At 58.1% G+C, this 19,906-nt stretch carries 17 protein-coding genes; 2 read left to right on the forward strand and 15 right to left on the reverse strand.

Annotation, left to right across the window (positions count from 1 at the left end; translation table 11 throughout):
* Positions 1 to 327 (reverse strand): transposase family protein (locus LPA37_RS26390; protein WP_229014117.1); only part of this gene is annotated, 327 nt, incomplete at its 3' end.
* A gap of 380 nt (positions 328 to 707) precedes the next feature.
* Entirely contained in the window at positions 708 to 1,340 is a 633-nt protein-coding gene (locus LPA37_RS26395) for a class I SAM-dependent methyltransferase (protein WP_229014118.1), read from the reverse strand.
* Positions 1,341 to 1,635: 295 nt separating this feature from the next.
* Between LPA37_RS26395 and LPA37_RS26400 the strand changes: the two genes are divergently transcribed.
* Positions 1,636 to 3,081, forward strand: coding sequence for an IS1182 family transposase (locus LPA37_RS26400; RefSeq protein ID WP_229014119.1), 1,446 nt, complete (start codon positions 1,636 to 1,638; stop codon positions 3,079 to 3,081).
* Positions 3,082 to 3,336: 255 nt separating this feature from the next.
* Here LPA37_RS26400 and LPA37_RS26405 read toward each other — a convergent pair whose 3' ends face one another.
* The 8 genes from LPA37_RS26405 to LPA37_RS26440 all read right to left on the reverse strand — a co-directional run bounded on the left by LPA37_RS26405 (position 3,337) and on the right by LPA37_RS26440 (position 13,249).
* Positions 3,337 to 4,464, reverse strand: coding sequence for a porin (locus tag LPA37_RS26405; protein WP_229014120.1), 1,128 nt, complete (start codon positions 4,462 to 4,464; stop codon positions 3,337 to 3,339).
* A gap of 113 nt (positions 4,465 to 4,577) precedes the next feature.
* Positions 4,578 to 5,774: an NAD(P)/FAD-dependent oxidoreductase gene (locus LPA37_RS26410; RefSeq protein ID WP_229014121.1), complete on the reverse strand. Its 1,197-nt coding sequence runs from the start codon at positions 5,772 to 5,774 to the stop codon at positions 4,578 to 4,580.
* Positions 5,771 to 7,207, reverse strand: a complete 1,437-nt coding sequence (locus LPA37_RS26415; protein ID WP_267478211.1) for a coniferyl aldehyde dehydrogenase — start codon at positions 7,205 to 7,207, stop codon at positions 5,771 to 5,773. The genes LPA37_RS26410 and LPA37_RS26415 overlap by 4 nt, the downstream gene beginning before the upstream one ends.
* A 46-nt stretch (positions 7,208 to 7,253) precedes the next feature.
* On the reverse strand, positions 7,254 to 8,870 hold the full coding sequence (locus LPA37_RS26420) for an AMP-binding protein (RefSeq protein ID WP_229014123.1): 1,617 nt from the start codon (positions 8,868 to 8,870) through the stop codon (positions 7,254 to 7,256).
* A 47-nt stretch (positions 8,871 to 8,917) separates the two neighbouring features.
* Entirely contained in the window at positions 8,918 to 10,516 is a 1,599-nt protein-coding gene (locus LPA37_RS26425; RefSeq protein ID WP_407672627.1) for a GMC family oxidoreductase, read from the reverse strand.
* A 17-nt stretch (positions 10,517 to 10,533) separates the two neighbouring features.
* On the reverse strand, positions 10,534 to 12,114 hold the full coding sequence (locus LPA37_RS26430; RefSeq protein WP_229014125.1) for a hypothetical protein: 1,581 nt from the start codon (positions 12,112 to 12,114) through the stop codon (positions 10,534 to 10,536).
* A 74-nt stretch (positions 12,115 to 12,188) separates the two neighbouring features.
* Complete coding sequence (locus LPA37_RS26435) at positions 12,189 to 12,353, reverse strand: rubredoxin (RefSeq protein WP_229014126.1); 165 nt, start codon at positions 12,351 to 12,353, stop codon at positions 12,189 to 12,191.
* A gap of 14 nt (positions 12,354 to 12,367) precedes the next feature.
* A complete protein-coding gene (locus LPA37_RS26440) occupies positions 12,368 to 13,249 on the reverse strand; it encodes a fatty acid desaturase (protein ID WP_229014127.1) in 882 nt (293 codons plus the stop codon).
* A 471-nt stretch (positions 13,250 to 13,720) separates the two neighbouring features.
* Here LPA37_RS26440 and LPA37_RS26445 point away from each other — a divergent pair, with 471 nt between their 5' ends.
* Positions 13,721 to 14,554 carry an AraC family transcriptional regulator gene (locus tag LPA37_RS26445; protein ID WP_229014128.1) on the forward strand — a complete coding sequence of 278 codons (834 nt, stop codon included), beginning with the start codon at positions 13,721 to 13,723 and terminating at the stop codon, positions 14,552 to 14,554.
* A 75-nt stretch (positions 14,555 to 14,629) separates the two neighbouring features.
* Here LPA37_RS26445 and LPA37_RS26450 read toward each other — a convergent pair whose 3' ends face one another.
* From LPA37_RS26450 to LPA37_RS26470, 5 genes are all read right to left on the reverse strand, one after another.
* Positions 14,630 to 15,697, reverse strand: a complete 1,068-nt coding sequence (locus LPA37_RS26450; RefSeq protein WP_229014129.1) for a hypothetical protein — start codon at positions 15,695 to 15,697, stop codon at positions 14,630 to 14,632.
* A gap of 76 nt (positions 15,698 to 15,773) precedes the next feature.
* On the reverse strand, positions 15,774 to 17,300 hold the full coding sequence (locus tag LPA37_RS26455) for a DUF1254 domain-containing protein (protein ID WP_229014130.1): 1,527 nt from the start codon (positions 17,298 to 17,300) through the stop codon (positions 15,774 to 15,776).
* Positions 17,301 to 17,366: 66 nt separating this feature from the next.
* Positions 17,367 to 18,725 carry a DUF1214 domain-containing protein gene (locus tag LPA37_RS26460; protein ID WP_229014131.1) on the reverse strand — a complete coding sequence of 453 codons (1,359 nt, stop codon included), beginning with the start codon at positions 18,723 to 18,725 and terminating at the stop codon, positions 17,367 to 17,369.
* A gap of 12 nt (positions 18,726 to 18,737) precedes the next feature.
* The gene (locus LPA37_RS26465; protein WP_229014132.1) at positions 18,738 to 18,938 is read right to left on the reverse strand and encodes a hypothetical protein; all 201 of its coding nucleotides are present in this window, start codon (positions 18,936 to 18,938) and stop codon (positions 18,738 to 18,740) included.
* A 117-nt stretch (positions 18,939 to 19,055) separates the two neighbouring features.
* Complete coding sequence (locus tag LPA37_RS26470; protein WP_229014133.1) at positions 19,056 to 19,874, reverse strand: transporter; 819 nt, start codon at positions 19,872 to 19,874, stop codon at positions 19,056 to 19,058.
* Positions 19,875 to 19,906: the final 32 nt, after the last annotated feature.

A 19,906-nucleotide genomic window follows, 5' to 3' on the forward strand; every position in this document is an offset into this window, starting at 1 on the left:
AGGGGCCCGCGTGGCCCCTTTGTTCTTGAGTAATTCGCTCAACCTTGCGTCGTCGTTTAACGTCGCTTTTACACCGGCGCTAACACAAACACCCGCCGGATCGTGTCGTGACCTGGAACACCGTTGCGCAGCTTCAGATACCGCCGCAGCCACGCCTGCCGCCTCCACACCCCAGTCTTCGATGTCGTCCCAGCCTTCGGCGCCTGACATCACCGCACACAGTGCCAGCACTACGATATCCAGCAGATCGTGATCGCAGCGTCCAGTCACCCGCGGGTCCGGAAGGTCCGCGAACGCCTCCACCAGCGCAGCCACTTCCATGCGCATCTGTGGTCTCCGAAAAATCGACAGTAAACCCCGCGCGCTTGTTGTTTACAACCCCCTCACCCTATCCATTGAAAGTAAACGACTTTTGACGCTCCGGCCCTGGATGGCTGTTGTTGTATGTAAACCCGCCGGTCGGATGTCGCATTGCCGGAGACGACGATCGTCCGAACCCGGTCCGACGCAGACCTCGATCGATCTCTGATTGCAGCGGATACGCGACAGGCGTCCCCGCTTCTGCCGATTGTGCGAAATCCACGACTGGCCGTTTCTCTGCGCGATGGACAGTGCTGCAAATCGGCTGCTTTGCGCTGCATCAAAGTGGCTCGAGGGCAAGCATCTGCCAAGCCCAACGCGGGCATATGATGACAGCCCCTAGCGTTTCAGGCGACCGCCTTGCGCCACACGCTGGCTAGCCACGGCTGCCGCTCACGCGGCAAGCCGGCGGGCCGGTAATAGTGCTCAATTTCGACAAATCCCGCGCCCGCCATGTATCGGCGCCATGCTTCGAGATCATGGAAGACGCCGTAGCGGCCGTGGCTCCAGCCTTCCTGATTCGTGCCGCGCGGGTTGGAACTGAACAGCACGCCGCCGAGCTTCAGTGTCGCGTGCAATTGCCGCAACACGCGCGGCAATGCCTGACTCGGGACATGGAACAGCGCGGCGTTGGCGAAAATGCCGTCAAAGTGCGCAGCCGGCAAATCGAGATGCAGGAAATCCTGCTGCCAGACGTCGCAGCCAGTCGCGTCACGTGCCATTGCAACGAAGCGCTCGGCGCCATCGAGGCCGATCGCGCAATGACCGAGTGTAGTGAAGGCCTTGAGATCTCTCCCCGGCCCGCAGCCGAAATCCAGGATCGTAAGAGGGGGCTCGACTTCGATATGGTGCAGCAGCGCCGCGATGTTCTGCGTGACGTCGTGGTCGTACGTGGCGTCGCGGAAATCTTCCGCGTGCGCGTCGTAGTGCTGCAACGTGACGGCACTGATTTTATCGAGGTCGCGGGGGTCGTGTTCCATGCAGGAAGTATATCTCGGGGCATTTCCCGCACGACTACGTCCTACCTCCAGTGTCATCGACCATGGTCGGTTGCGTGCCGAACAGGATGAACAACGCGATTCCGTGTGCGCAACTGATTCCTCTTGGGTTTCCGAGAACGCGCACGGTATCCGGCGAACGGCTCGAGTGGGCCGTACCTTGCCCATCGTCGTGCGATCGACCCGTGCGTTCCACGAGCGGCAGCACGCGACCGAGGCTGTGTGAAAACGCATCGATCGCCTAAACTGAATTAACTCATTCAGCGTGGGTGACCGGATGAAGCGATTCATAGAAGGCGAAGACCGCAAGCAGGTAACACTGTTGCCCGAATGCCTGGATGACTTCGTTGCCGTGGATAACCCGGTGAGGATCATCGAGGCCTTCGTCGAGGAGCTCGAACTGGAATCGATGGGTTTCAATGGCGTCACACCATCGACGACAGGTCGCCCTTCCTACCATCCGGCAGTGCTGTTGAAGATGTACATCTACGGCTACCTCAACCGGATTCAATCGGGTCGTCGTCTGGAGCGGGAATGCCAACGCAATGTTGAGCTCATGTGGCTCACGGGTCGCCTAGCACCGGACTTCAAGACGATAGCCGACTTTCGGCGGGACAACGGCACAGGCATTCGCAACGTTTGCCGGAGGTTTGTCGTTCTGTGCCGCGATCTCAAGCTGTTCTCACAAGCACTGGTTGCCATTGACGGGAGCAAGTTCAAGGCGTCCAATACTCGCGACCGTAACTTCACGACTGGCAAGATCGACAAGCGGCAGCAGCAGATTGAAGAGTGTATCCAGCGTTACCTGAGTGCGCTTGAAACGGCTGACCGGACGCAGCCCCCGGAGCTGGAAGCAAAGACAACCCGGCTGCAAGAGAAGATCGAGCAATTGCGTGGACAAATGCGTCGCCTCGAGCAGATCAAGGAAGAACTCAAGACGCAGCCCGATGGTCAGCTCTCGCTGACGGACCCTGATGCGCGCTCCATGGCAACGAGCGGAAGAGGTTCGGGGATGGTGGGCTACAACGTGCAGGTGGCCGTAGAGGCCAAGCATCATTTCATCGTCGCCCATGAGGTAACAAACTCCGGCAGTGACCGTGCCCAGCTCAGTCCGATGGCGCAAGCCGCTCGCGACGCGATGGGTAGGACCAAACTGAAAGCCATCGCTGACCGTGGGTACTACAGCGGTCCGCAGATAAAGGCATGCGCGGATGCGGACATTGCAGCCATTCTGCCGAAGAACACGACGTCAAGCGCAAGAGCCCATGGCCGCTTCGACAAAGCGGACTTCGTCTATATCACCCGGGATGACGAATACCTTTGTCCGGCTGGACAACGAGCGATCTACCGCTTCACCGGTGAAGAGCATGGCATGCAACTGCATCGCTACTGGAGCAGTGCATGCCCTCGCTGCGCAATGAAATCGCAATGCACACCGAGCGATTATCGGCGGATCACCCGGTGGGAACACGAGTCGGTGTTGGATGCCGCTCAACGGAGGCTCGACAGAATGCCGGATGCGATGATGGTGCGAAGGCGGACAGTCGAACACGTCTTTGGGACGTTCAAGCACTGGATGGGCTACACGCACTTCCTGACCCGCACACTACCGAACGTGAGCACCGAGATGAGCTTGCATGTGCTGGCGTACAACCTCAAGCGCGTGATAGCGATACTGGGGTTCTCGAGAACCATGAGAGCAATGAGGCTGGTCGGCGCGTGAAGCGCCCAGATTCTCAACATAGGGTGAAAAACGACTCACACCGAGACATCGCTCCCCCCGACTCTCCCTGGTTGATCGATTGATTGCGAGAGCGGATCGCGGCTCTATACTCGCCGAAGCAGATTCGTTACACGTCAAATTCTGCGCCGCGCGTTTCCACACAGCCTCGACCCGGAGCTGACATTGGGCTGTGGCTTGGCCAACGACGGTCTTCGGCAGCACTGCGGTCATTCACCCGACGCGTCCCTACGTAGCTCAGAACTTATGTCGCAATCCGACCATGAAAGCGCTTGTGCCCACGCCCGGGGCGACCGGCTGGCCATACTCCAGCGCCTGATTCATTACACCGCGATTATCGACGTAGCCGGCGTCCGCGTACACCAACGTGGACTTCGACAGACTATATTCGGTACTCAGCGAGAAGGCCGTCGACTGGTTCGCAGAATGATTCCTGTCCTTGATGTAATAGACGCCAGAAGAAACCATAAGCGCTGGCGTAAACGCATAGGCGAGGCCTCCAGTGATCATGTTGAAATCAGCCGCACCCGAGTTCGAGGGATTGCGTCCATTCGAGTACGAACCGCTGATCGAAAAGCCGGAGCGCGTATAGAGTGCGCTCAACGACATGAACCGGTTATTGTCGAGTCCGCTCAAGACCGTGGCGGCGCCCGGGTTCGTGTCGTGACCGTTGTAGTAAATTGCCGCGGCTTTCAGGCCATAGCCGTTGTACTGAAGCACCGCCGACTCGCGCGTATTGCCCTGAATGCTGCCCGCTACGCCGCCCGGCGCATACTCGAGCGATGCCGAAAAGCCCGCGATCGCTGGTGACGTGTAGACGATCGCGTTACTGTCGTAGACCGCACCGATGGATCCATTCGTGCTCGCGCCAACCCAGCCCGCGGCGGAGTTCAGTCCGAGGAGTGCCGTCAGAACGCTGCCAAAGTACTCGGCGTGCCGTGCGTCCGTATCCGCCAGCGCGAGAATCATCGGGGCATATTGCCGTCCCATCTTGATCGAACCCAAAGCGCCGGAAAGCCCGACATTCGCGGCCATGTTGAAGATCGACGAAGAAGCTGCACCAGTGTCTCCCAGACCAGACTTGCCTGAGCCGGTATCGAAGCTGCCTTGCAACTGGAACGTCGCCTTGTAGCCGCCGCCAAGGTCGTCGGCGCCCCGCATGCCCCACAAACTGGTATAGACACCACCGTCCTTGTAGCGCACGATACTCCCCGCATTCCTTGCCGCCGTGCTATAGGATGCGGCCGACGACGTCTGCGTCATCAGTCCCGCATCCACGGTTCCGTACAGTGTGACTGATGACTGTGCGTGTACGGCACCTGCGATAGCCGCGAGCGCAAATCCCGCTGCGAATTGCTTCTTCATGTTGTCTCCTCTTTTAATTAATGGCTTTTTTCTTGTGCGCTTCTCGATGATGTATTCAAGAGAACATTGATACGCCGGATGCTTCTTTTCACAGCCAGAGATACGCCGTTCTCTCAGTTCGACATTGCTTTAATCATGGTTGCGCGCTGTCCGACGTGTTCACCCATCAGCGCGAACCCGGTCTGCCTTCCCTCCATGTCGAGGAAACGCCAGGCCGTATGGCTCGGATCGCCCAGTGGCCTCCAACTGCCTTGGACGCCGGGTGCGGGCGGGGCGACCGAGGTTGGCAGCGACGGCGTTTTGATCGAAACTGGCATCACAGGAAACCTGACGGCGGTTTTTTCTCCCGCAATCGTCGCCCCCAACGCTTTTGCCGCGTGCAGAATGGGCATCACGTAGGGCAGCGTCGTGTTGCCCGCGTTGAAGTACTGCGCAACGTCGCCAATGGCATAGACACCCGTTGCTGAAGTCTGCAGGAATTCATCAACGACAATGCCGCGATCACAGTGAATTCCCGCCGTGTGCGCCAACTCGGTGTTGGCGCGCAAGCCCACAGCGCTCAAGACCACGTCTGCAATGAATTGAGCGCCTGCCGAGAGCGTGACGTGCAACGTCTGGTCGCTCAAGTGCTCCACTTTCTCGACGGTTGCGCCGAAATGCCACTGAACACCGGCTTTCGCCAGCGCGTCTCTCATAAGTAACGACGCGGGTTCGGGCAACATCGACGCGAGCGGACGCGATACTGGATCGACCACGCGCACCTCGTGACCAGCGGAGACTAAATCGTCGGCGAATTCGCAACCTATCAGACCCGCTCCAATAATCAGAACGCGTTTCGGTGCCTCTTCCACGTGCGAGCGAAAGATACGGTAATCCTCAAGATTGTTGACTGAAACTACCCGCCCGCCGTCCCCGTCAATCGACAGGCGAGCCGGCACCGCTCCCGTTGCGAAAACAACACTGCGATACGACAACATCGCTTCCCTGCCGTCTTGACTCAACACCTGCAGAGTCTTCGCATTCGTATCGATCGCCATGACATACGAGCGCGCCATCAGTTTCACGTCGAGCGTCTGCGCCAGCTGACTCGCCGGTGTAGTAATCAGGTCGGACGGTAGCCGCTTTTGCGCGATCGCGTTCGAGAGCATCGGCTTCGAATAGAAATGCGCGTCATCCGAACTAATCAACGTGATGGGCGTCAACGCGTCGCGCTTTCTGATTTCCCGGATGGTGCTCCAGCCAGCAAGTCCCGCACCGATGATCACAACGCCTTCGTCATACTGTCCGCTTTGCTGCGTCACGCTATTCATCCTTTCATCCGGATCAGAAGATTCATCGCCTTTAGCGCCTTACCCTTATACGGCGGCTGAAAAAGCAATTGGATCGCCGACCAGGGTCCTTGACGGAACACCGGACGCAATTTTGAAAACGTATTGAACCCTTCGCGCCCGTGATAGTGACCCATACCACTCGGTCCCACTCCACCAAAAGGCAGATCATGCTGCGCGACATGAAGCAGCGCTTCGTTCACCGACACGCCACCTGACATCACGTGCGAGATATAGAAGTTCTGCAAATCCTTGTCACGCGTGAACGGATAAATGGCAAGCGGCCGGTCGTGCGCGTTGATGTATTTCGCAACCTCCGTCTTGTCGCGGTAGGTCCGCACCGGTAGTATCGGGCCGAAAATCTCGCGTTGCGACGCAAGCATGTCTTCGTTGAGATTCAACACGATGTGCGGCGCGAACTTGCGCAGCGCCTTGTCCGGCGTCTGCCCTTCCGCGAGATTCACCAGTGTCGCGCCCTTGCTGCGGGCGTCGTCGAGCGTGTGCTGCAGACGGTCGTACGAGCGCTGATCGATGATCGACGTATAGTCGTTCGCGTTTATGTCGGGGAATCGCTCCGCGAAAAGGCGCTTGCAGTGCGTGACAAATTCGTTGACCGATTGCTCCGGCAAGAATACGTAGTCGACGTTCGTGCAGATCTGGCCTGCGTTGAACATCTTTACCCACATGATGCGTTCCGCCGCCGTCTTGATCGAGAAGTCCGGCGCGACGATTGCCGGTGCCTTGCCGCCCAGTTCGAGCGTCACCGGCGTCAGGTTGCGCGCGGCGTTTGCCATTACTGCACGCCCCGTCGTGCCCGAGCCGGTGAATAGCAGGTGGTCGAACGCAATCGAAGAGAACGTCGGTCCACGACCGCCTGCGTCATCGAAGAACTTGAGCTTGGTTTCAGGAAAATAGCGCGGGCTGATTCGCATGAGCAAGCCGGCAAGATGCTGCGAGTTTTCCGACATCTTCACCATGGCGCGATTGCCGGCAGCGAAAATGGCCGTCAGCGGACAGAACGTCAGATTGACGGGAAAATTCCACGGCACGATTACGCCAACGACGCCCAGCGGCTGCGGGATCAACGTGTTCGACGCGCCCGGATACATCAGAACGTCGATATGGCGGCGCTGCGGTTTCATCCATTTTTTGAGCTGCTTCGCCGTCGCCTTGATTCCTTCGAGTACGACGAAGACCTCCGCGAATAGCGTCTCGAATTCCGAGCGGTTGCCATAGTCCCGATTAATCGCTTCGACAATCGCGTCTTTATTTTCCTTGATCATGCGAGCAAGGCTGGCGAGATCGGCTAAGCGTTCTCGATAGGACGGTACGGGATTCTGCAAATACGCTTCACGTTGAGTGTGGTGGCAGTCAACGAAATCCGCCGGAATTAGCGGTGTATCCGCGAGCGTCATGGGAGCATTCATATTTTTCCTTGGGCCACGTTAGGCGAGGACCGTCTTATGAGCGCAGTTCTCTGCGCAACACCTTTCCGACAGTCGATTTAGGCAGCACGTCGACGAACACAACGTGCCTGGGCACCTTGTAAGCCGTGAGTTGACTGCGGCAATAGGCAATCAAGGTCTCGGCATCAAGCGTTGAACCGGACGTTCGCACGACGTACGCGCTGACCGCTTCCCCCGTCCGCTCGTCCTCGACTCCGACACACGCGCACTCCCGCACGCCTTCGCATGCGCTGATCACGGACTCGAGTTCGTTCGGGAAGACGTTAAAGCCGGACACAATGATCATGTCCTTCTTGCGGTCCACGATCTTGAGAAAGCCGCGCTTGTCGAGTAAGCCGATGTCGCCAGTGCGGAAATAGCCGTCCTCTGCAAAGGCTGCAGCGTTCGCTTCAGGCTTTTGCCAATAACCCCGCATCACCTGCGGCCCCTTCACACAAACCTCGCCCGTCTCTCCAATTCCGGCTTCGGAACCGTCGTCTTTGAGGATCCTGATATCGGTCGAAGGCAAAGGCACGCCAGTCGTACCGTTGAATTCCGTGACGTACGACGGATTGAAACTCACGATCGGACTCGTTTCCGAAAGACCGTATCCTTCACGGATGAAGACGCCGGTCACAGCCTTCCACTTCGCGGAGGTCGCCTCGATAATTGAAGACCCGCCGCCTCCCGCCATACGTAGCCAGGAGAAATCGACCTCGCCTATTCGCGGATGTGAGGCCAGCCCCGCGAACAGCGTGTTCACGCCGGTAAAGATCGTGCATCGGGAGGCTTTGAATACGTCGACGAGCGAATCGAGATCACGAGGATTCGTTACGAGCCAGTTATGGCCGCCGACCGAAAAGTAGGTGATGAAGTTCACCATCAACGCGAAGATGTGATACAGCGGAATCGCGGAGACCACCACTTCTTCGCTTTCGCGCAGATTGCCGGCATTGACCGCCTTGAACTGCACAACGTTGGCAACGAGGTTGCGATGAGACAGCGCGGCGCCTTTCGACACGCCCGTTGTGCCGCCTGTGTATTGCAGGAATATCAGGTCGTCGCCGTTCAACATAACGGGTTCCAGTATCAGACGGCTTCCTGCTTCGATTACATGGTCGAACGGAACGGCGTGCTCCAACGTTGCCCCGGCAGGTTCCGTCAAAGCCGGATCAACGGACCCAACGGTGATGATGTGACGCAGCGTGGTGTGGCTCGCCACTTGCGCTACCGTCGAAGCCACCCCGCCGAATGCGACGATCACCGTCGCCCCTGCATCGTTAAGCTGATGTTCCAGTTCGCGCGGCGTGTACAACGGATTGACGCTGACCTGAACAGCGCCCGCCCGGGCAATGCCAATCATCGCAATCGGAAACGCGAGCAGATTCGGCATCATCACTGCAACCCGATCGCCTTTGCCGATTTTCAGATGCGATTGCAAAAATGCTGCAAAGGCGCGCGATTGCATGTCGACATCGCGATACGTCAGCGTCTGACCAAGGCACGTGAAAGCGCTTTTGTCTGCGAAACGCAGCATGGCGCGTTCGAACATCGTCACCAGATCGGGACAGGCCTCCGGATCGATGTCGTGGGGCATGTCGCCATAACTATTCAGCCAGGGTTTTTTGGTCATGGTGCGGAATGTAATTCGGGTCGTTCGGAATGGTTGGGCAGCATCGATTACGCTGCCTGCCGGATGAGATCCACAGCACGCTCTGCAATCGCGATGATCGGTGCGTTCGTGTTTCCGCCGATCAATGTCGGCATGATCGAACCATCGACTACGCGCAGGCCATCAAGACCGCGAACACGCAGTTGCGGATCGACGACGGCCATCTCGTCGATGCCCATCTTGCAGGTGCCGACAGGGTGATACACCGTATCGACGCGTTCGCGCAGAACACGCCTGATGTCCGCGTCGCTATGCACGTCGGCGGTGAAAAGGTCCCGCTTGCGAAAGCGCGCGAGCGGGGCGGCGTCCATCAACCGGCGCGTCGCCTTGAAGCCCTTGACCAGCGTTTCGAGGTCGTCCTCATGGGACAGGAAGGCCGGGTCGATCAACGGCACCGATCGGGGATCGGTATTCGCAAGCTTGACGGTGCCTCGGCTTTGCGGCCGCAGGAGGCACACATGACACGAATATCCATGCGCGAGACGAAGCTTGCGCGCGTGGTCCTCGACCAGACTGACGACGAAGTGCAACTGGATATCCGGCGCAGCAAGGGCGGGGTCGGTCTTGAGAAACGCGCCGCCTTCCGCGAAGTTGCTGCTGAGCATACCCTGACGCTTAAGCAGATAACGCGCGGTTTCCCGCACCATGCGAACCGCGCCTCCGGCGGAAAAGCCGACCAGGTCCAGACTCTCCGCTTCATAGCCGAAAATGAAATCCGGATGATCCTGAAGATTCGCGCCCACACCCGGCAAATCGTGCAGCACGCGAATGCCGAGTTGACGCAACTGATCCGCCGGCCCCACGCCGGAAAGCATGAGCAGTTGCGGCGACTGGAACGCCCCGGCGCACAGGATGACCTCCTTTCGCGCGGCGGCGGTCAGCGTTTTTCCATCGCGCAGATATTCGACGCCCACTGCTCGCTTGCCGGAAAACACAATACGGTTGACTTGCGCGCCATCGCGAACGTCGAGGTTGCCGCGCTTGCCCAGATGCGGATGAAGATACGCACGCGCTGCGCTCCAGCGTTCGCCATTCTTCTGGGTCACCTGATAGACGCCAGCCCCCTCCTGTTGCTCACCGTTAAAGTCCGCGGTAAGCGGATAACCCGCTTCGCGAGCCGCTTCAAGATAGATTTGTTGAAATGGATTACCGCTTTGCAGGTCGCTGACATGCAGCGGACCTTTATTGCCGTGAAGCGCGTTATGAATGTTGCCGTTGTTCTCGCTGCGAATAAAGTACGGAAGCAATTCGTCGTATGACCAGCCATGATTACCGAGTGAGGCCCAATGATCATAGTCAGTGCGATGGCCGCGGGTATAAACCATCGCATTGATGGCCGACGATCCACCGAGACATCGCCCGCGAGGTTGATAGCCTGTTCTCCCGTTGAGCCCGGGCTGCGGGACTGTCTCGAACGCATAGTTGTTCAGGCGCGTCGGCAACATCGCGACGACGGCCGCCGGCGTGCGCACGACGGCGCTGTCTCCGCGACCGCCCGCTTCCAGCAGCAGAACGTGCGAGCGAGTGTCTTCGCTCAACCGGCCGGCCATCACGCTTCCCGCGGAGCCACCGCCGATCACAATGTAGTCATGTTCCGAATGAGTCACGCGCGTCCCTTTCATGCTTAATTAGCGGCAAGGACGCTTTGCAACCGTGAAGTATTCACGGGGCAGCCCAAGGCTTCGAAACGGTCTTTCTCGCGCATGTTGATCACATGAGGCAAGTAGTCACCCATGACCTGTGCCTCGGTGCCCGGCTTTTTTACTGCAAACCAGCTCTGTTCAAACGACGGGTTGATCATCGTGTGCCGGTTGATCAGAATCGCCGAGTCAGGAGAACCGCTGACCATGCCGTCGCCGTTACCGAAGTCGAGCCAGGCAACACCGCACTGCTCGGTTGCATTCTTCGGACGATCTTCAGGCCGCGAAATAACGATGTAGTAATGGCGGGACTTGTCGAGCGTTCGCTCGATCTGCTCATCGTAGAGGCAGTCGGTCGTCGTTGCGGCAGCGAGCGCACCGCCCGTGCAGAAGGAGATATAGCGGACCTGCGAATTGGGCGAGTTTTCCACCTGGCCGTCCCACGTCTTCGGCGTAGTCGGCAACTGGCCCGTTGCCACATACACCTTGCCGAAGTTGCGGCTCAGGTAGAGATAACCGTAGCGCGTCGCCCGGTTACTCCACCATCCACCGAGCACTTCAGGGGCTGACGGCGAGAGCGCCGGAATAAACATGTTCAGCACGACCTGCTTGCGATTGAAAAATGCCTGCAACGACTGCACCGTGTTGTTGCTGGCGCCGACGTTCGCCGTGTCGACCCATGGCAAATGTGTCAGTACTTCCCACGCAACCGGATTGACGGTATGCGCCAATTGCTTGCCGCGCATCGGCGTATCGGTTGCGGCGCAAGCCGACGCTTCATCAAGCACCTTACCGTCGGCCATTTGCAACTGAACCTGCGGCACGCCCACGCCACCCACATAGTCGATGCTATGGTCCGGGACGAAGTTGCGCATCCACAGGAACACTTCTTCTCCCGCGTCGGCGTTCGTGTAGAGCGTATTCGGCGCGCGCGTCGACGGTGCCGGTCCGCTCACGACATACACCGTGTAGTTGCGCGTTTCGACGTCACGCGGCACGCCAGGCCGGAATGGATTCGACGACCCCGGGTCGGGGTTGATGTCGATGTCACTCAACGCGTCCTGCGGCAATCCCTGCGGATTGTAGGTATTGAAGTTCCAGTGCCGCATGTGCGGATACTTGCCCTTGATCACGAGCTTCGCACCGGGCGGCAATTTGAACGCCGTCGGAATATACGTCGTTGCTGTATCCGGAAACTGGTTCTCGAAGTGAAACGAATCCGTGTCGTTCGTGTACACGCCGCTGCGCGCACGCGGGCCGGGCCAGAAGCACGATTTGATGGTCAGATCGCGCTTGCTGTTGGCCGCAGTGTGGACATCGAGCGGCCGCGCCTCGGGCATTTCAGGAAGAATCCAGCCATGACCCGCGCTGTCCACAGCGTAGCCCGTAGGCGAGGGTTTGGCGGTGCCGTCGGCCACACCGGAAGACAGCTCATAGTTCTGGAATTGCGGCCGCGGTGCGCGCGGGTTGTCGTGGGCGAGCCGGGACGTTGCCCAGTAAAAAACCAGTCCGGCAGTCAGTCCCAGAATCACCAGCAGTCCGACTAATGCTTTTACGAATCTCATTCTTTATTGTCTCCGTTTGTCTGGCTGGATCTTCGGTCCGTTCGCCTTGCGCCGGGTTTGTCCCGGCTGAAATGTCAGTCTTCGATCAGGTGGTAGTCGCCCTTCGAGGCACCGCACTCAGGGCAGCTCCAATCGTCGGGAATATCGTCGAAGCGGGTGCCCGGAGCGATACCCGAATCCGGATCGCCCTTCGCTTCGTCATAAACGTGCGCGCAATAGGAACAGCGGTATTTCTTCACTTTCGTACCTCGTGTCAATGCGACCCGACCGCAGTGGTTCCGCCGGGATGAAGCTTCGGGATCAGGTCAAAGCCGTGCTGGATACGTAGATCGCGAGCACGCAGTTCAGGCTCCATCAGTTTCCAGACCGCGCGATGGTTGTACGACGGCGTTGTTGGCCAGAGATGATGAATCAGGTGGTAGTTATGCCACTGCATTAGCGGATCGAGCAGACCCTCATGGCCGATCCGCACTGTCGTGCCGGCAGTGAGGTTGTTACTCGTCGACGTCGCTGTCGTGATGTGAACGAGCTTGCCCTCTTCGTCGCCGTCCAGATGAGGAAGCCACAGAAAGACGAACGCAATCAGTGCGAGCGTAATGCGCGACGGAATGAGCCAGAGCAACAGTACTTCGCGCGTGTACCCAAAGTGACAGAGCGTCGCGATAATCGCGATGGTGGCCACCACGAAGGGCAGCGTTTGCCGCAATGTCTTCTTCCCCCGCGGGTCGTTGCTACGGAAGTTGTACCAGGCGTAGTAAAGATCAAAACTCATCCAGCGCAGCAGAATGTTCCACCACTGGCCATGCACGTAGTGATCCGGATCCTGCGGGTCGTTGGTGAACCGGTGGTGGATCATGTGCGAGTAGCGGAATACTTCCAGCGAGACATGCGGCACCACGATGAGAAGCGCAACGCGGCCAATCCAGTCGTTCAGCGTCAGATTGGACGACGCCGCGCGATGCAACGCATCGTGAGCCACGTGAAATACTGGCCACATCGTCACGACGTTCAGCAGCATGCCGGCCCACAGTGGAATCGCGCCCTTAAGCGCGGCCACGTCGACCAGAGCCGTGCCGGCGACAACGTACAGCATGAGGAGCAACGTGGGCCATGCCAGCTTCGGCGGATTGGTCAAACGGTAGAGTTCGTGCTTTTTTTCCGCAGCGACAGGGATAGAATTTTTGGAGGAGGCATTAGACGACATGGATCGTCCCTCCGGATGTGCCGGTATGTGGGTATTGCATGGTGTCTCCAGTTCTCTATTTTCGTATCGCCGATCCGACTGCCGGATCCTTTCGAGCTGGTGACCATTCTGTTCGAACCCATACCGCTGGCACAGGCTTGTTCGTGTCATAAATTTATCATATGATGCCAAAATCAATGGCTGATAGGGATAAACATGACTGGGCCTAGCCGAAGCACGCAGGCAGGCGAAGGACGCGACATTCCGGCCAGCTGGTTTACGCCCAGCATTCATACGTCCTACTTCCAGATCTTCGCCAAGACGCTTGAAGAGCGAAGTCTGCCGGTCCCGCGTACGCCGGCCGGGCAACCGAGGTTGCTTCCGGTAATCGATTTTTTGCCTTCGTTCGATGCTATTTCCGCGGTGACGCAGCCGCTCACCGGTATCGAAGTCGGACTCGCCATTCCCGGCGCCGCGCACGGGCCTATGGGACTCGCGGCGCTGTCGAGTCCAACGATAGGCGACGCGATGAAGGCCGTAGTGCGCTATGTGCCCGTGCGTAACGGGCTCTTTTCCTATCGCTACGTCGAGGACGAAAAACTGGCCGTGATAGAACTGACGCCGCGACTCAAACTGCGCGAATACGAGCGCTTTCTGCAATACGCTACGGCGGTCGCCATCCTGAATATTTTCAAGGCGATTTCCGAAACGATCACATTGAAGGACGGGTTCATTCACTTCCCGTGGCGCGCTCCCGCAGACATACGCATGTCGCAAAGCGCGTTATCGCGATGCCTGCATTTCGACAAGCCGACGCTATGCATCGGTTTTCCAGTTGAAATCACGCGGCGGGCGTCGCAAACCGCCGACGCCTACCTGCATCGCCTGACGAGCATGGCCGGCGAAGAGGAACTCACGAAGATCGCGGGCAACTTCGCTGCACGCATCCGGCAGTTGATCAATGCCGAGGCGCCGAATTGGCCGACATTGGAAGACGTTGCCTCTCGACTCGCCATCTCAAAGCGCACCCTCTCGCGGCGCTTGAGTACGGAAAAGGTCGTCTATCAAGACCTGATCGATGAGGCGCGCGGCGAATTGGCATGCTGGTATCTGCGGCAGACTTCGCTACCCATCGGAGAGATCGTGGAACGCACTGGCTTTAGCGAAATGTCGAATTTCAGCCGGTGCTTCAAGCGGCTTCAAGGCATCAGCCCGCGAGAGTATCGCAATCATTTTCGCAGCAACTCCAGTGCTTGAACGCTGAGTGATCACTCATTACATGAACCGTTCAGCAACGGCAGGAATTTACGCACGAGTGCCGCGTGGCGTAGATCAGAAGCTAAGTGCGAGACCAAGCGATGCGCCGGTGACGTCTTTACCGAACGCATATCGCGCAACAACGCGTAACCGGGAAAAGAGCTTCGTCACCGCGCCTGTGTCGATTTCCAAACCCGCGCCAAGCGACGTCAGTTGATTGAATCCCAGGATGTTTGCCTGACTGCCGAGATACGTCGAATGAGAGAGTTCGAGGACGTAGCGCAGCGGACGGTGCAAGACCAGCAATCCTGTCGGCGCGCGCCAGCGCGCATACAGGTTGGTGGACTCCGCGTTGGCCGAACCTCGAACCCCGCTCGACGAACCGAAGCTCTGAAGGTAGATGTCCGTGTAACGCAGTTCAAGGTCGAACTCGTAGGGTTCCATACGCGGATACCAGCCAAGCATCAATGATCCGCCGAGTCCGTAGGCATTGAGCGAACCGCCCTGGATGAAATCAATGTTCTTGTCGGTCTTGTGATTAATGAGGAATTGAGCCGCCGTTGCGTCGCTCAACACTTCGCCGAGCGAAAAGTTAAAGATTGGCCGGATGACCAGATCCTTGCTTTCGTTAAGCGGAAAATCCCAGCCGATGCCGCCCGTTGCCGCTACGTTTGTCCACCGTGTTGGCAGCGCGCGTTGTTCCTGACCGTCCGACACGAGGAACGTGGGATCGTAGCGTGACGCGCCCAATGCGCCCTCCAGATAGAGGGGAAAGTTCGGACTCAAGGTAAAGCCACCGCCGAACTGCGTCATATTCAGCGACGGACTCCCGGTCGCTCCGTTTCGGATGCCGAGCGTGCTGGCTGACAGATCGGGCGTGACGGTGAAGGACAGCATGGCGAGCACTGCGTTAGCACGCCGCTGCACATCCGGACCGGTAAATGCGGGTCCTGACGACGCCTGGGCGGTAGCCGTTTCGGGAGCGAGCCGCAGGCTGCCCAGGATGACAAGCGCGCTAACGACGCGCACTCTCCACGTGGTTCCGAATGCACGTTGGCCAAACCGAAAACGCAGGAGTGCACCTCCGACGCCCAAGCGACGGACGCATCCACAGCTTTCCGACATCGTTTGCGTCTTCACCATCGGTCATCGTGTCAAGCTGCGGCGCTTTGTAGGCAAACCTGCCAACGTGGCGCCGCGTTAGTCTCCCACACCCTGGTTAGACTGCCTTACGAATCTGGGGCGGCTTCCAGGAGCCATCGAGGATTGGCGCTTTGCCCCAATAGGCTCTGATGTACAACGAGAACACGCCGTCCGGCGCCGGCAGCCAGTTCGACTCCCGATCGCCACCCGGCGACTTCGATCCAGCGTAAAGGGTGAGCGAACCATCCGCATTGCGCTTCAAATCCGCGTTCTTAGTGCCGAGTGAATAGCGCTTGAGGGAATTCGGGTAAAAAAGATGCTTCTCGTTGTAGAGCGTCATTGACCAGAATCCGTTCACCGGTGGCTCCTCTCCTTTCGCGAAGACAACCTCATACGTGTTCGCACCGCTCAGGGCTTCGCCCGTCACGTCGTTATCCGTATAAAAGTACTGCGTTTCGGTGGGACGATTGTCGAACATGTTCGATTTGGCCGTTCCCGTACGGTCAAAGTAGTCGAGACCCGTCTGCGCGTTGTTGGTCGAGCGGTTCCATCCGTTGCCGGCTGGCCGCCCGTTATACCGCCATTGGAAGAATGGCTGGATAACATCACGTTCGGTGTCCGTGGCGGTGGAGACCAGCAATTTCTGGATGTCCAGGTCACGGCTCGCCACTTCCATCAACGACCTGAATTGCGCGTAGAGCGCTTCTTCGCCGGGCAGTGGAGGCACGGAGTCGAGCACGTGGGTAAACACGTCAAAAAACTTTTCAGGGACGACCCATTTTGTCTCCTCGCCATTCGACTCTGGTCCGGGCAACGTCGGTGCCTCGCTCCAGTCAATCGTCTTCATATGCCCGTTGAAATCTTTCAGCGGATAGAAAACGACCTGGTCGACGGCGGACTGAATCGCTTTCCGGTCCTCAGGCGTGTCATTCATGAAGATACGTGGGATCGCGTTAGCAAGCGCCGTCGGACTGCGCACGATCTCCGTGATACCGGCGGGCTTGGAACCTTTCCAGTTTGGCCCGACAAGCAGATAGAAGCCGCGCCGTGTACCGTAGGGTTTGCCCAGATGACCGAACTGGTTTGTGCGCGCGTCGTATAGCGCGTAGACCCAGAACCTGTTGCCGAAATCCGGCACCTGCGCGACGACCGGTTCGTCGTCGAGAGAAAAGAATCCAAGGCCGTAGACCACGTCCTGATTCGGGCACGTAACGAAGGTCTCGGACGGATCGACATAATGCGACAGCATGCCGACCTGGCCGCTCGGTGCGACCGGCACCACGCCGTTCAAAAGACCCGGCTTCGGCGCCTGCGTGAAAGACGTGTACCGGTTGACCATGTTGACGAGCGGCCATCCCCAAACGTAGGCCATGCGCGCGATCGTCTGCGCATAACCCGGAGGCATGTTTATCCCTGTAGGCGGCTGGGTTTCCGCAGCGGCCGTGGGCGCTGGCGGCCGCCCATGAGTATCGGGTTTCCCTTTGGTCTCAGCCGCCATCGCAGTTTGCGGAGACGCCGAGAGAGAGGCGTACGCGAGCGGCAACGCGCCGGTTAGCAAGGTAAGAAGCCTTCGTGTGGAATTCACATCGTTCTGATCAGACATTGTCAGCCTCGCGATTAAGGTCGTCATACTCGGTAGCGTCGTTCTGAAAAAATAATATACGTTGACTCATTTCGCCAGAGCGATCGGCGGAGGAAACCATTCACCCTGCAGCACGTCCTGCTTCGGCACGTATGCGCGGAAATTCAGCGAGAATCCCTTGCCATCAGGCGTGGGTAACCAGTTGCTTTGCGGCGCGTTCTTCGGCCGCACGGGTGCTAGCCAGATACTCGTGCTTCCATCCGCATTGGTCTTTAGCGGGGACACATTATTGATGTTGTAGCGGTGCATTGCATTGGGCACGACGCGATAGTCAGGCACGCTGTACAGCGTGACCGACCAGAAGCCATCAACATGAGCATCCGGTTTGCCACCTTTCGGAAAGCGGATTTCATACGTTCGACTGCCGTCAAGCGGTTGCCCATTGCCGTCTTTCTGCCCCACGAAGTAGATCGCCTCGCTGGTGACATTCGCCCACAGGCCGCCGTAGTTGATGATGTCACGTGCCATCACGTCATCGCCGAACTTGCCCACCACATAGCTGACCGACCAACCGCCCTTCTGCGTGCCGAAGCCTTTAGTCCCCGCGAAGAATTCAGGAATCGCTCTCGTCCTGATCAGGTCGTCGACCCGGGCACGGGCGGCGGCACTGCTCTTCACATAACTGGCAACGTTGCTTGCTAATGCCTGAAGCTCGGGAGCCTTCGGCATCGGGTCCGGGCAGGTAGCGAGCACTTCGCTCACGTGGTCAAAAATTTCTGCCCGGATAGGGGCTGCCGGCGTAAATTCCGGTACGTCAAAAGGCGGATCAATTTTGATCTCGGGTGAAGCATCCACAGTGAACTGATGCTGTAACCGTACCGCGGTTTTGGGAGAACCCTTGAGTTCCACCCGTGCAAGCAACTTCGCTTTAGGCGAGGGTAATTCGATCTTGACGGCATCAGCTGGCACCGGCGGATGAGTGCCTTTGATCACCAGCGCGAATTTTCCATACGGATGGTCGGGGTAGGTTCGCTCATTGATATTGGTGATGACCTCGCCCCACCCGTCGAGCAGTTGAGCTGTGTAGTAACGCCCCGTGACCCGAGGCACGTTGAGGATAACGGCGTGACTACTGTCCGCTGCGAGCCATGCTTCAAGATAGGCGACATCCAGGTTCGGATTCACAAACTGGGCCGACCCGAGCGGATTGTATTTGATCCTGTTATAGCCCACTTTCTCGACGTTGATGTCGTGATTCTCCTGCTGCAACACCAGGTAACGTCCGTAGAGATAGTCCCATGCGGAGACAATCTGGTCATCGGTCGGGACAGCGCCGCTTACGACCACACCATTTTCTGGCGCTGTACCGGATGAACCGCACGCGACGATGCCAAACGCAATAGAAGCAGAGGCGATACAAGAGAAAATCCACTTCGACGTTTTCACGATGTTCTCCAGTTATTGAATCCAATATGCATGGCGTGTGACGGTTCTCTGCACGCACCTGCTTTTCGTGCGGTAACCCTGCGCGACACAGCCGGACACAGCAAGAAGACTCATCAGGATCGAGGCTCCAATGGGAATAGGGTTAATCCGCGCGGCCTCGGAATAGCCTGGCAAGTTAATCACGACATTCATCCCGCTGTCGGCAATGGTCATGAGAGGTATCGTTGCCTGGAGCCGCATCATTCTGGGAAGACTGTACTCATCAAAACTCCTCGCATTGTGTTCAGGTTACGCAGAAGATCTTCCCCACTGCATGGATGGGGCGCGGCCTCATTTGGGAAAGAGCAACGTGCCCACGAGACGCGCACCCCATCCATGAGGCCCGGAATCGGGACTGGCCGCCCAGTAGCGCACGCCCCCGCCCACACTGACTGGCTGTTTCCCAAACTTGAGCAGCTTGCTGACAGTCGCATTGATCGGGGTCGACCATTGGTGACGGTTCCAGTCATAAGTTGATTCCGTATTCAGGCCGAAAGTCCACGCATCTTTCGTTGTGTAGTTGAGAAAGGGTTGAAGGAATGTCGAACTAACCCCCGGCCCGTTGCCGTTCCCCGCAAACGACCAGATATGATTGGCAAGCGCGCCATAAGTCCATCCGTTCGCCTGCCAGAGCAGCACCGCCGTAGGTCCGGCGCCCCACTTTCCGGCTCCGAGCAGCCGATCAGTGTCGGTAGGCAACAGAAGCGCAGGGCCTATGCCCCAGATGAGTCCATTTGCTGTGGGCTTCGAAGGCGAAAAGAAAAAACTCTGAACAACGTCGCCTAGTCCGGTTTGTGAACCGGATCCTGGGGCAATATTGCTTTGCGAAACCACCGGCACGATGGTGCGCGAAATGAGATTCCAGTTGTCGTTCAGGCGAAACGGGATAACAGGCTGAAAATTCAACAGGTATTTGTCGCCGTCCCGGTTTGGACCTATATTCCCATCGTAGTTGAACTGGAACGGAACGCTGACCAATGCGGCAACCGGATTGCTCAGTTGCTTTGCAAGTTCGGAGTCACTTTGAGAGTATGCGGGTGCAGACGCCAGCAGCGTCGCAGCGAAGCACCCGGATATCCTTCTAGGCCAACCGAATTGCATCACTTGCATTTTTCTTGATTCCGCGAAATTGAAGCCCGTCG

Source organism: Paraburkholderia gardini (assembly GCF_907164545.1).
Lineage (GTDB): Bacteria > Pseudomonadota > Gammaproteobacteria > Burkholderiales > Burkholderiaceae > Paraburkholderia > Paraburkholderia gardini.